Here is a 13,869-nt window from a genome sequence, read left to right as displayed (position 1 = left end):
AAGTTGACAGTAGTTTCTATCAAGCCTTGTATGGCGTCAAGTTATCTCATGTTTTGAGGTTCACATTCGGGCATATTATTTGATAAATGTTGCTTATTTCACCGTAAGCGCGGCGATTCTTGCGACGATCTGTTTGCGAATCGCCCCTAATTTCACTTTTCTGTCTGGCTGCCATGTCATCGGCCTGAGCAGTGCCATGGCTTTCAAACCAAGACGAGCGGTCAATATTCCCACTCCTAAACCTTGCCCTGCCCGCGCGGATACTTTTCCGGCTAAATCCATAGAAAGGAGATCCATGCTGGCGTCGATGGCGAGTTCGCTGGCACCTGCCGCTGCCATATTAACCAATACTGACTTAAATAAAGAGAGACGAGACCAGTAACCCAATGGCACTCCATACAGTTTTGCTAGTTGATCAATCATAGTGAAATTACGCCATGCCACTAACAACATATCTGCGATGGCTAAAGGGCTAATTGCCACTAGTGCTGCCGCTTCTGTTGAATATTGTGAGACGATTTTGGTTGCTTGTTTATCTTGTTCACTCACCACCATAGCATCGTACATATCGAGTATTTCAGCATCGCTGTGTGAAGCATTAACGCTGTTTAACCAACGATCATAGGCTGGGCTTTCGGTTTTTATGCCACTTTGTTTAGCTAGAGCTTGGCAGAACGCGAGCCCATGGCCAACGCTGTCGGTTTGCATAAGCTGTTCGCTTTGCTCTTGAATACTAAAATGATGGCGAAGTGCTCGTAACTTCCACAGCTCTTTGATTAAGGTACTTAAGCCTAACGATGCCAAACCAGCAATAAATCCCGCCCAGCCTAATGCTAACCAGTCCGCTGATTGAATCGCCGTGATAACTGAATCGATAGCTTGCCAACCGATTAAACCTGCAAAGCTTATAACTAACGCCGCAGCTCGCCATTTCCGACCTTGTGGTGGGCGAATAATTTGCTCCAACTCTTTTTCCGCAACACTCTCTTCATTGCTGATCGGCATTGGAATGAAGGCTTCATTATTTTGAAATTGCTGTTGAGCCGTAAGCTCTGGCGTACTCTTCTGTTGTGGTTCTAATTTTTGATTAAAGATTTGCTTGGTTTTTAAATCACTCATTTCAGCTTATCTCCAATTAAATATTCCAACGCTTTATCTAAACGGATATGAGGGCAAGGTTCATCACAGCTAAATGCTCTTGGTTTAAAACTGGTGAATTCAAACCCTTGATGCTGCCAATACTCTTTGTTAGGTAACTTTTTCGGCACATCACCGGGGAAAATGGTCAAAGTTTCGCCATTGAGCGTCACACCTTGTAAGGCTGGAATGGTGCGCTCACCGCTATCAATAAAACCCGCTTGTGTGGCCTGTATCGATGCCATACTGATGCAACTCATCTCAATATTCTCATAGGCGGCGCTTTGCCAAGCAGGATGAACCATCTGCTGCAGTAACGACACCAAATGCGGGTGTTGTTCAGGGGTGACATGATCCGCTTTGGTTGCGGCAAACAGCACTTTGTCTATCTTGGGTGCAAACAGACGCTTGAGTAAACCATTACGACCATAACGAAAGCTATGCATAATCTGTTCAAGCGCACGACGCATATCCAAAAAGGAGTCGTAGCCGTCATTGAGTGGAGATAAGCAATCGACTAACACAATCTGCCGATCAAACGTGGCAAAATAATTTTTGTAAAAAGCTTTCACAACCTTGTTTTGGTATTCTTCATAGCGTGCTTTTAACATGCTGTAATTACTATTGGGAGCCGGCTTGTCTTCACCGTACGGATTACGGCATGGGAAAAATTGCAGAACAGGCGCACCTTCTAGCTCTCCCGGCAACACAAAACGCCCCGGTTGCACCCAATGCAAACCGGCATTTTTACACGCGTGCAAATACTCCGTAAACAGCATCGACAGTGAAGCAAGCTTTTGCTCATTGGCGTCTTGTATTACATCAAGTTTAGCTAACCCTTCAAGCCACGGCTCGGCTAATGAGGAACGTAGTTCACTTAGCGCTGAAAACTGCTGTTCTGACCACTGTTCATAGGTCATTTCGAGCAGAGGCAGATCCAACAGCCATTCCCCCGGATAGTCGATGATATCGAGATAAAGTGTGGCCGTGTGACCAAATAATTTTTTACTGCGCTTTTTAGGTTTGTATTTGATCGCTAGGCGAATCTCGCTGACGTCACGAGTGGGCACAGGCCAATGTGGCGGTTCGCTGTGTAACTGTGACATCGCTTCATCGTAAGCAAAGCGTGGAACCATTAAGTTAGTTTGAGGGACACGTTTTGCACCCACAATGCGTCGGTCACGCGTTGCGGAAAATAGCGGTAAATTATCATGGGTAGAGGTGTGCAGTAATTGGTTCACTAAGGAGGTAATAAAAGCCGTTTTCCCCGCTCGCGATAACCCCGTGACAGCAATTCGAACGTGCGAATCTAATCCACGGTTAATTAAATCAGTCATTTCTCGACGAATGTGCTTCATTCACTCACTCCACTTCATTTGATGACGCTACTTTATGTGTATTCACCTTAATCAGAGATGAACAAAAAGCCCCTGACAAGAATCAGAGGCTTAGGCTTTTTTGGCCAAAAAATTCGCTGTTCTGTGTTGAGCTGCTCACATCGGCTCAATCATCTTCTATTAATTTATAAATCACAAACAATGCAGCCTCAAGCATCACCCATAACACGCAGGTAATTGTGACGTACTTATCATCGAAGATGCTGATGCCATGTAGAATAAGGTCATAGCCGAGGAAAACCCCAACCACAATAGCGATAATAATTTGTAATATTTTAATAAAACGAGGCATCTACCCTCCTAGTTTTGCAAATGAGCATTTCAATTATCTACTGATTTATAGACGATAACTGCAGCCTAAGCTGCAGTTATCGTGAGAACGCGATGAGATCAGATTAAGCTTTCTTTTGAGCTTCGGCAATCTTCACTTTCCATGTGTCTGGGCCTATTTGGTGAGCATTCGCGCCACGCGAGTCCACCGCAACCGTGACTGGCATGTCTTCAACTTCAAATTCATAAATGGCTTCCATACCTAAATCTTCGAATGCCACCACGCGTGCTTTCTTAATCGCTTTCGCCACTAAGTAAGCCGCGCCACCCACCGCCATCAAGTAGACCGCTTTGTGGTTTTTGATTGACTCCACCGTCGCAGGGCCACGCTCTGCTTTGCCTATCATCCCCATAATGCCTGTTTCATCAAGCATCATGTCGGTAAACTTGTCCATGCGAGTCGATGTGGTCGGGCCTGCTGGACCAACAACTTCATCACCCACCGCATCAACGGGGCCAACGTAGTAGATAAATTTACCTTTAAGATCGACACCTTTAGGCAGCCCTTCGCCATTTTGCAACATTGCTTGGAGTCGTTTATGTGCGGCATCGCGGCCGGTTAAAATCTTACCGGAAAGAAGAAGTGTTTCACCGGTTTTCCACTCTTGAACCTCTTCTTTAGTGACCGCATCAAGGTTGACGCGGCGCGCGCTTGCTCCTGCGTCCCACACAATTTGTGGCCAATCTTCTAGCTTTGGTGGTGTAAGTTCAGCAGGGCCCGTGCCGTCTAGCGTAAAGTGAACATGGCGGGTCGCCGCGCAGTTAGGGATCATACAAACAGGTTTAGACGCGGCGTGAGTCGGCGCTGTTTTGATTTTTACATCCACAACGGTGGTTAAGCCACCAAGCCCTTGCGCACCAATGCCTAAACGGTTCACGCGGTTAAAAATATCTAACCGCAGTTCTTCTTCCGCATTTTGTGGACCACGATCAATCAGTTCTTGAATATCGATATGCTCCATCAGTGATTCTTTAGCAAGCACAGCCGCCTTTTCCGCGGTGCCGCCAATACCAATGCCGAGCATACCCGGAGGACACCAACCCGCCCCCATCAAGGGTACGGTTTTTTCTACCCATTCAGCAATGTCATCGGAAGGATTGAGCATTACCATCTTGGTTTTGTTCTCACTGCCGCCGCCTTTGGCTGCGATTTGGATGTCGACTTTATTTCCTGGCACCATATTGATATGAACGACAGCAGGCGTATTGTCTTTAGTATTAATACGCTTACCAGCAGGATCCATTAATATAGAAGCGCGCAATGGGTTATCTGGATTGGTGTACGCTTGACGAACTCCTTCATCAATCATTTCTTGCACCGTGAGATCAGACTCCCACTGCACATTCATACCAATGTTAACAAAACAGGTTACGATGCCGGTATCTTGGCAAATGGGTCGATGCCCTTCTGCTGACATGCGCGAGTTAATGAGAATTTGTGCGATCGCATCTTTCGCAGCTTGGCTCTCTTCTCGATGATAAGCCTTTTCTAGCGCTTGAATGAAGTCCAGAGGGTGGTAGTAAGAGATATATTGAAGAGCGTCAGCGACACTGCTGATCACATCCTGCTTGCGAATTACCGTCATTGCGTGCCTCGTTATTGTTATGCTTCCCTTGACTGTTGCGTGTTCCTCATTCAATAAGCGGTAAGCTTCTCAGCAAAAAATCAACTTATTGATGTGATTCAATCAAGTAGCAGCTTTTAATTTGCATTTTATGATACTCTTGCTTTACTCAACACGCCATGCAGTGATCGGTCTCTTTGTCACAAATTACGCAAATGAACAACAACGAATTCAATCATATCCAAGTTAACGCACTGACTTACCATGTCGATCTCGCTCACCAATTGTTTTCTAAAATCGAAGACTGCCCGTGGGCTATGCTGTTGCGCTCCGCCTCTAAGACGCATATCGATAGCCGTTTTGATATTTTAGTCGCTGAACCACTGGTCACCTTAGTGACACAAGGGGATAAAACGACGGTATGCGAACCGCAGTCTCATTATGATTCTCAAGTAGACCCATTCCAACTGCTCAAACAGTTGCAGCAGCAGTATTTGCCCGATGTTCAAAGCGATATAGACCTTCCTTTCGTGGGCGGTGCACTCGGTTATTTTGCCTATGACTTAGGGCGGCAGATAGAACGAATTCCAACGCTTGCTGAGCACGATCTATCCACACCTGATATGGCGATTGGTCTCTATCAATGGGCTGTGGTCGTTGATCATTTGCACCAAGCCGCCTACGTGGTGGGCAATCATATTGATGAAGCATGGCAATGGCTCAACACTCAGAACTCCAAAAACAACGGCCATTTTGCATTACGCTCTGATTGGCAATCCAACATGAGTAAAGAGAGCTACCAACGGAAATTTGAGCAAATCCAGCACTATTTGCTCAGTGGTGATTGTTATCAAATCAACCTTGCACAGCGTTTTCAAGCGCATTATGAAGGCAGTGAATGGCAAGCTTATCAAAAACTGGAAGCGTTTAATTGCGCACCATTTTCGGCTTTTATTCGCTTAGAGGAGTCAGCGATTTTGAGTGTCTCCCCCGAGCGTTTTATGCAGGTCAAACACAACATCATCGAAACTAAGCCGATAAAAGGCACCCGACCAAGAAGCGATAACCCCAGCATTGACGCCGCTAACGCGGCAGACCTTGCTTGCGCAGAAAAAGATCAAGCAGAAAACTTGATGATCGTTGACCTATTACGAAACGATGTTGGCCGTGTGGCAAAGCCGGGGTCTGTACATGTGCCTAAGCTGTTCGATATTGAAAGTTTTCCTGCCGTGCATCACCTTGTTAGTACCATTCGCGCAGAACTTGATTCCGCCTATTGCGCGGCCGATCTATTAAGAGCCAGCTTCCCCGGAGGCTCAATTACTGGCGCACCAAAAGTACGTGCAATGGAAATTATTGAGGAGTTAGAGCCTCACCGCCGTAGCGCTTACTGTGGCAGCATCGGCTATATTAGCCGCCACGGGACAATGGACAGCAGTATTGCTATCCGAACTTTGGTGGCAGAGAAGCAACAACTGCACGTTTGGGCTGGTGGCGGTATTGTTGCCGATAGTCAGTGTGAGCTTGAATATCAGGAGACACTGGATAAACTGAGCCGAATTTTACCTGTGCTCGAACAACCTCGTTAACCTTTCCAAGGTTTATTGAACTAGGCTAAAAAGAGGTAGACGCAAAATCCGAATAGGTAACGAAAATGAAGAGAAACAGCGTACAGACTGCGACCCCCTTGACAAAAGATCGGCTTATCCAGCGCTTTCAGTTGCAACAACCTGTGCCTTATCATGAAGAATCTATCCGTCGTGTGGCACACCTTGCTCCTCAAACCTTACGCAAGGCTTCAGTGTTAATTGGTTTTGTTGAGCGGAAGAATGGTTTAAATGTGGTATTAACCAAGAGAGCTGCGCACCTTAAACATCATCCGGGACAAATCAGTTTTCCTGGCGGGAAATATGAGGAAGTCGATGGCTCGCTGCAGATCACTGCGCTTCGTGAAGTAAGAGAAGAAATTGGAATTTTAGCAAACGACATTACTATTTTTGGGCAACTGCCTGAATTGGTTACCGTCAGTAAATTTGTAGTGACGCCCTTTCTTGCTTTTATCAACCCCAATTACAAGGCCATTATTGATACCAATGAAGTGGACGAAATATTTGAAGTTCCCGCCCACCATCTGTTTGATCGAAACAAACTCTATAGCGAATTATTTCAAGTAAAAAATCAACGACATCGCGTTTTCGCCATCCCTTATCAACATCATTTTATTTGGGGGATGACAGCGCAGATCATCCATGTTTTGCAAAAACAAGTTATTCAACCTCATTAATATTCAAACTATCCAAACATAAGTTTAAATAACACGGATGATTATTTTTCCTTATCCCACCCAAAAGCAAACGTTTGGCATGAATAAATGTTAATCGAAGCATTATATTGATAACTTTTACTAATCCAAATCATTAACATTACTCACATGTAGCACGCCATTTTCGTGATCAAAAATGGGTTTTTGACATATCATTCAATAAGCCAGAACGTTACATGATTTAGATCTAGTTTTCGAATGAGAAAATTATGCAAAATGCGCTCGACTTATTTCCTGTTCCCAAAAATGAGTAATACAATATGAACACAACAACTTCGTCGGCATCTGCCGTACAATCCTCTAGCAAGTGGACTTATAAAGATTTCACTTGGTGTCTTTCACTTTTTGGTACAGCCGTTGGTGCCGGTGTACTTTTCCTTCCAATTAAAGCTGGTGCGGGTGGTTTTTGGCCATTAGTAATGTTAGCCCTAATTGCGGCGCCAATGACTTGGTTCGCACATAAAGGCTTAGCTCGCTTTGTTCTTTCTTCAAAAAATGTTGATTCTGATATTACTGACACAGTAGAAGAGCATTTTGGTAAAACTGGCGCAAACCTTATTACGTTCGCATACTTTTTCGCCATCTACCCTATCGTTCTTATCTACGGCGTTGGTATCACAAACACCGTTGATTCCTTCCTTGTTAACCAAGTTGGCATGGAATCGATTCCTCGTTGGTTACTTTCTGGTGCGTTGATTGTGGCAATGACGGCTGGCGTAGTATTTGGTAAAGAGCTGATGCTAAAAGCAACGTCTGCCATGGTGTATCCATTGGTTTTCATTTTATTAGCACTTTCTTTCTACCTTATTCCAGAGTGGAACACCTCTATGATTGAAGTCGCACCTGATTGGTCTGCGATGCCAACCATCGTTTGGCTTGCAATTCCTATCATCGTGTTTTCATTCAACCACAGCCCAATCATTAGCCAGTTCTCTAAAGAGCAACGCCTACAACATGGTGACAACGCGGTTAAGAAAACCGATATGATCACTGGTGGCTCGGCCATGATGCTGATGGGTTTTGTAATGTTCTTCGTGTTTTCTGTTGTGCTGTCTCTGTCGCCAGAGCAACTCGCGTTAGCAAAAGAGCAAAACATTTCTGTGCTTTCTTACCTAGCAAACATCCATGAATCACCAATCATCTCTTACATGGGTCCTCTTGTTGCCTTTGCAGCGATTACCTCTAGCTACTTTGGTCACTTTTTAGGGGCACATGAAGGCCTAGTTGGTTTGATTAAATCTCGCTCAAATAGCTCAGTAAGCAAGATTGAAAAAATGTCACTGATCTTCATCGTGTTGACAACTTGGATCGTAACGATTGTAAACCCAAGCATCCTAGGCATGATTGAAACCATGGGCGCACCGATGATTGCTGGCATCTTGTTCCTGCTGCCTGTATTTGCAATGCACAAGATCCCTGCAATGGCGAAGTTCAAGACTTCAGCACCAGTACAGATTTTCACAACTATCTGTGGTCTTGCTGCTATTACTTCTGTAATCTACGGCGCTCTTTAATCTGGTGGTTATATCAACCGTCATGAATACTGCATACAGAACATAACTATAATAATGAGCCTCCCTCTTAGCTAGGGGGGCTTACTTTTGAGGTAATCGATATGATTAGTGTATTTGATATCTATAAAATCGGTGTTGGTCCTTCAAGCTCACACACAGTGGGACCGATGAAAGCGGGTAAAGAGTTTATTGATGATTTACGTTCAATGGGAAAATTGCGCGACATCACTAAAATCACCGTGGACGTTTATGGTTCATTATCACTGACAGGGAAAGGTCACCACACAGATATCGCTATCATCATGGGTCTTGCTGGTAATACCCCTGAGAAAGTTGATATCGATGCTATTCCAGGCTTTATCGCACGCGTTGAAGAAACCGAGCGTCTTCCCGTTGGTATGCACTGTCATACCGTATCGTTTCCTAAAGAAGGTGGAATGAATTTCCACAAAACGAATTTGTCCTTGCACGAAAACGGCATGCAGATCCACGCGTGGATCGATGATGAGGTCGTTTACTCAAAAACCTACTACTCTATCGGCGGTGGTTTTATCGTTGATGAAGAAAACTTTGGTAAAGAAAAAGAGAACCCAATTAAAGTTCCTTATGTCTTCACTAGCGCTGACGAGATGATGAACCAATGCAAAGATAGTGGTCTTTCCATCAGTACGCTGGTTATGGCTAACGAAAAAGCACTGCATTCTGATGAAGAAGTTCGTACTTACTTTGCCAATATTTGGAAAACCATGCGCGAATGTATGGACCGCGGTATGAATACTGAAGGTATCTTACCAGGGCCTCTTCGTGTTCCACGCCGAGCAGCAGCACTTCGTCAACAGTTAATGACATCAGAAAAAACCACTAACGATCCAATGGCGGTCGTTGACTGGGTAAACATGTACGCTTTTGCAGTGAACGAAGAAAATGCCGCGGGTGGGCGTGTGGTGACAGCACCTACTAATGGCGCATGCGGTATTATTCCTGCAGTGTTAGCCTATTACGATAAATTCATTCAGACCGTTACTGAAAAAGACTATATCCGTTACTTTGCCGCCTCTGGCGCTATCGGTGGGCTTTACAAACGTAACGCTTCTATTTCTGGTGCGGAAGTGGGTTGTCAAGGTGAAGTAGGTGTTGCCTGTTCGATGGCAGCCGCGGGCCTTGCAGAACTGATGGGTGGAAGCCCTGAACAAGTTTGCATGGCCGCTGAAATTGCGATGGAACATAACTTGGGCTTAACCTGTGACCCTGTCGCGGGACAAGTACAAGTGCCTTGTATCGAGCGCAATGGTATTGCTGCCGTGAAAGCGATCAACGCAACGCGTATGGCGCTACGCCGCTCATCGGCACCTCGTGTTTCGCTTGATAAAGTGATCGAAACCATGCTTGAGACAGGTAAAGATATGAACGCCAAATATCGTGAAACGTCCCAAGGTGGTTTAGCGATTAAAGTCGTTTGCTAACGAGCACCTACCTATTTAAAAACCTCGTTCATTAAAACTTAACGCCACTCGCTTAACAGCGAGTGGCGCATTTTACGACTTTACCTCACGATCCCGTGAGGAACTTAAAACTGACCGAGATATTCCCAGCTACTGTTGGTTGGATTGGGATCGGTTGGGTAAGGGAAATAACCGTACTTAGTCACTTTCAAGCGGTAATAATGATAGCCGCCACGGAAAGCGTATTGATAAATATCGTTCACTTGGCCACGCTGGCCATCACTGCCCCACACGCCCATCGCATCTTGTTGATACCACTCCAGTAACGAACGTTCAAAGCTTGCTAAATCACGATTTAATTCCGCAAGGTAAGCTTGAATGGTGCTGTCGCTGCCAAGGTAAACCCAATCTAGGTTTGACTCTCCGAGCATCGGGAAAGCTTCCCCCTCTCCTGGGCGTTTTTGGATAAAGTAATGGTTTTCACCATCGATTTGCCCAACAAACACCGCATTTTGCGCCTTATCCCAAGTGGTTGAGGTACGCTCATCCCATGTCAATAAGCGAGATACACCAAAGTAGCTTTGTACACGCGCTTCAATGCTCACACCAGCCGCTCTATTGAGCTTGATTGGGTTGAAAGCAAAGTTCACATAGCGATCTGCCGAACCTAGGTATTTCCAACCTTGATTACTGGTTTGATCGGCCGGGAATGCGCCAGCATCTACCATACGCATTACAAAGTAATCATGCATGCCCGTTTCTGGGTTCGGGTAGACATACAATGCCCCTGCTCGGCGCTCCGCTTTCGTCACGCCATTGTTTAGAGCGCCACGCCCATAGTGTTCGGCCACAAAAGCATCAAACTCAGCGATCGTTGCAAAATCCGTGTTCAGCAGAGTTTCATTCTGTGCGAAGGTTGGTGTCATATCGACCACTTGGCTGTAACCGTACTCTTGGCCAATGATGATTGGGCCTTTGAGCTTATCCAGCGGCGGGTTCTGATCTGGCGTCATTCGAGTCAGTTCTGTTTCACCACCGCGATCCGAACAATGCAAACTCACTTGAGTTGGTACTCCATTCTCCATCGATAAGTTAACGTGGAACTTGTTACTTTCATTGCCAGCGTGGCGAGAGGCACTTAATCGAACTTGTTCGTGGATCCCATCTGCAAATTCAACATCCAACTGACACTGGCCCTGAACCTGGTAAGTAGGACGCAACACTTCATCGCCACGAATGGCATAGCGCCACGTTTGGCCATTTTTATGCATCACACCTGCAACCTGTTCACAGTGATTACCAACGACAAATCCAGCTCCATCGTGATCATTTCCAGACTTATTGAGTGTACATAGGCTCACTTCACCGACATCGGCCGTCGGTGTGTAAGTCACCGTTCCGCGACCATACTTGGAAAGCAGTTCATACTCGCCTTGCGCAGAGGTCATGTTCACGTTGATGTTCCATGTCACATCGCGTCCAACAGAACAACGGTCGGTACTGAGTTCAACCCCACCGACAAACTGCGATCTATCGCCATTGGCCGCTTGGAAAGTAAACTTACACAAACGTTGCTGCTCACCATCTATGCGTAATGTTTGCCAAATATCGCTATCGAGCTGTGCCTGAGTCAGGTTCGCCACCGCTTGCCAACCTTCCAACTGATAATCCCCTTGATCTGGCTGTGGCAGCTCAAACACGTTGCCATAATTCGAGTAAATCAGAGGATAGATTTGGCTAGGGTTCTCATTCTGCGGATCGTAAATCCCCAATAAAGTAACTACGGGTACGCCCACTTGCTGCGGTTTCGGTGTATCGGTTTCTACCGCTTTATAACGTTGGGTACTCTGATCCCACTGCACATAACCGCTTGGGCTGTTGCTATCAAGGTTAAAACCGTTGTTCATCCAACGCTGTGCTTTGCGCGACTGAGCCGGATGATCCAAGGTAAAGCGGCTGATGGTGCCAACGTACTCTTGTTCACCGCCATTTTGCGCATCACGCAGGAAACGGAACGCATCTTTAAACGGCGGTACAATATCGTCACCTTGCTGTTGGGTGTAAACGTCGCCTTTCCAGTGCAAGTTACCAATAAAGCGTTGCTGGAACGCATCCCAACCCCAGCCAGATTCCATATCGTGAATCGACGCCATATATGGGTAGTGGCCAAGCCCATAGTTATGGCCCAGTTCATGGGACCATTCATTGCCGGTAGTATTTTGCAGGGTTACTTTACCGCCACCGCCACTGCCGCCATGAACCACAACTTGAGCTAAATCTGTACCTTCTTTGGTATACACCCCGACGTTGGTGTGTGCGGTAATGTGGTTGTAGCGGCGGTTGTATTGCTGCGAATAACCCGCACTACTCACAATGCCGACGTTGGCGTTGTTAACACCTGTAGAGACCAACGCTTTACCGATCGCTTCACGCATATCGCCGCTGTGCCAACCACCCGTACTCGCACTCTTATCGGTGTAGACCACACCATTTGGCATAGTGACAACAGGGAAATAGGCAGGAGTGTAGTCAGCCATCACCAATTTAGACGCGGGTATTTTTTGGAAATAATCCGCGGCCAAAGTTGGAAGATTTTGAATCATCGTATTGCGGTTACGCGGTTGAGTCAGCATGCCCATGTCGATATTTTGAATCACCAACTCAGGCGCACCACCAAACTGGATGTCTCCTTGGCTGAGCACACCTTCACGGCCTAAGTTGTCGGTCAAGCGCAGTGAGAGCTCCGGCTTCATCCAGTTCCATTGCAGCGGCAGTGACCAAGCGTGATGAGAGAACACCACCTTCATACGGCCATTCTCTGGCTGATCCGATGCGGCCAGAGCACTGGGCGGCAGCATCAAGGTGGTGTGCACTAATTCGCCATCGAGGAACACTTCGGCGCGGACTTGGTTAATCTCTTCCCCTTGTTGCGGGGTAAACAGCAGCATCGCTTCACGGTTCATGATCGCATCGAGATGACCTTGACCAGTTAACTCATTGCTATTCGGCGCGACTGATGTATGGGTTTGAGTAATGCCCAACCCACCCTCTAAACTGCCTTGCAAATGGTTCGGGGTTGGGATTTCATCGGCAAAACCGACTCGAGCATCTTGAGTAGTAAAGCGCACTACCTTGGGCTCAGCACAATCCACTGGATTACACGAGTTCAACACCACCTCATATGATGTGCCTGGCTTAAGGTCACCGATAAAAAAGCCCGCAGAAACCGAATCATAGCGGCGAACATCCTTCGCATCACTCAAATTGGTTAAGGTGAGCTGAGTCTTATCGGCTTCATTTTGCCCAAGCCAGTCAAATGACACACCGACATCAGACAGGCTCGAGACGGTTAACGAGGTAATCTCTGGCTTCACTAACGCACCACAATCAGAGGTTTCGGTACGATAGATGACATCACGTTGCCAAATATAGCTACCATCGGCGCGCTTAGACCCGTGTGCCGCAGGAATGTATTCGACAAAGCAGCCTTGCTCGTCCGATTCGTAAACACCAAATTCGCGGCTCATCAGATAAAAACCGCCGTCGTACACCATGAATTCCCAACTCTGATCGACAAAGTCGATCACATTGCGATAAGGCGTATCATCGCCACTTTGATAAGGTATAAAGGGGAATTGCAGATCATTTTTGTAACTAAGCCGATAATCGAAGCCTTTATAGTGGATCCAACGCTCACCGTTGCGTTCAAACACCCCTTCTCCACGTTCGGCGGTCGCTTTAATCGATTCTAACCGCTCGACGATTTTTTCCCCGATCTGGATCAAGGTGAGCTCATTTTGCGCCCAAACGGGTGCGCTTCCCAGTAGCCCTGCTACCAGAAGCGTTAATGGTTTCTTATTCATCATTGGATTGCTCATTTTAGTTTATAGTGACGTGCCTGAATTTCAGCAGCAGCAACCCACGAAATCTGCGCTGGTTAAGCAACAATCGATTCCGGATATAGACAACTGGGTTACCGATTCATTATTAGTTACCTAATTTCATTTCGATAGAATCACTATGTCCGTAACGAGATAAGGGTTCCAACCCAATGAGGTTGACGTCTTGAAAGTGAGAATTCACGCGAAAAAGTGTGCAACAAAAATACATACAAACAATAAATAACTTTATTAAAATCAATCAGAAACAATGATACTTAAG

General features: G+C 46.2%; 9 protein-coding genes. 4 read left to right on the top strand and 5 right to left on the bottom strand.

Annotation, left to right across the window (positions count from 1 at the left end; translation table 11 throughout):
• Positions 1 to 93 precede the first annotated feature (93 nt).
• The 4 genes from AACT23_RS03095 to AACT23_RS03080 form a co-directional block, all read right to left on the bottom strand.
• Complete coding sequence (locus tag AACT23_RS03095; protein ID WP_094126914.1) at positions 94 to 1,119, bottom strand: YcjF family protein; 1,026 nt, start codon at positions 1,117 to 1,119, stop codon at positions 94 to 96.
• Positions 1,116 to 2,495, bottom strand: a complete 1,380-nt coding sequence (locus tag AACT23_RS03090; RefSeq protein ID WP_094126912.1) for a YcjX family protein — start codon at positions 2,493 to 2,495, stop codon at positions 1,116 to 1,118. Before AACT23_RS03090 ends, AACT23_RS03095 begins: the two co-directional genes overlap by 4 nt.
• Positions 2,496 to 2,640: 145 nt before the next feature.
• Positions 2,641 to 2,826 carry a hypothetical protein gene (locus tag AACT23_RS03085; protein WP_010320694.1) on the bottom strand — a complete coding sequence of 62 codons (186 nt, stop codon included), beginning with the start codon at positions 2,824 to 2,826 and terminating at the stop codon, positions 2,641 to 2,643.
• A gap of 103 nt (positions 2,827 to 2,929) precedes the next feature.
• Complete coding sequence (locus AACT23_RS03080; RefSeq protein WP_010320695.1) at positions 2,930 to 4,450, bottom strand: fumarate hydratase; 1,521 nt, start codon at positions 4,448 to 4,450, stop codon at positions 2,930 to 2,932.
• A gap of 176 nt (positions 4,451 to 4,626) precedes the next feature.
• Here AACT23_RS03080 and pabB point away from each other — a divergent pair, with 176 nt between their 5' ends.
• The 4 genes from pabB to AACT23_RS03060 all read left to right on the top strand — a co-directional run bounded on the left by pabB (position 4,627) and on the right by AACT23_RS03060 (position 9,729).
• Positions 4,627 to 6,018 (top strand): aminodeoxychorismate synthase component I, encoded by a 1,392-nt coding sequence (pabB, locus tag AACT23_RS03075; protein ID WP_094126910.1) that lies wholly within the window; start codon positions 4,627 to 4,629, stop codon positions 6,016 to 6,018.
• 65 nt (positions 6,019 to 6,083) lie between these two features.
• The gene (locus AACT23_RS03070; protein WP_017044764.1) at positions 6,084 to 6,713 is read left to right on the top strand and encodes a CoA pyrophosphatase; all 630 of its coding nucleotides are present in this window, start codon (positions 6,084 to 6,086) and stop codon (positions 6,711 to 6,713) included.
• A 299-nt stretch (positions 6,714 to 7,012) separates the two neighbouring features.
• Positions 7,013 to 8,266: an aromatic amino acid transport family protein gene (locus AACT23_RS03065; protein ID WP_017047579.1), complete on the top strand. Its 1,254-nt coding sequence runs from the start codon at positions 7,013 to 7,015 to the stop codon at positions 8,264 to 8,266.
• Between the two features lie 101 nt (positions 8,267 to 8,367).
• Complete coding sequence (locus tag AACT23_RS03060) at positions 8,368 to 9,729, top strand: L-serine ammonia-lyase (RefSeq protein ID WP_088732494.1); 1,362 nt, start codon at positions 8,368 to 8,370, stop codon at positions 9,727 to 9,729.
• Positions 9,730 to 9,833: 104 nt separating this feature from the next.
• On the opposite strand, the gene AACT23_RS03055 is transcribed toward AACT23_RS03060, so the two are convergent.
• A complete protein-coding gene (locus AACT23_RS03055) occupies positions 9,834 to 13,571 on the bottom strand; it encodes a M66 family metalloprotease (RefSeq protein ID WP_176428610.1) in 3,738 nt (1,245 codons plus the stop codon).
• Positions 13,572 to 13,869 lie beyond the last annotated feature (298 nt).

Origin of the sequence: Vibrio sp. V09_P4A23P171, assembly GCF_963875615.1 — a bacterium.
GTDB lineage: Bacteria > Pseudomonadota > Gammaproteobacteria > Enterobacterales > Vibrionaceae > Vibrio > Vibrio anguillarum.
The sequence above is the reverse complement of the archived record's forward strand: the minus strand, read 5'-3'. Positions and strand labels throughout refer to the sequence as shown.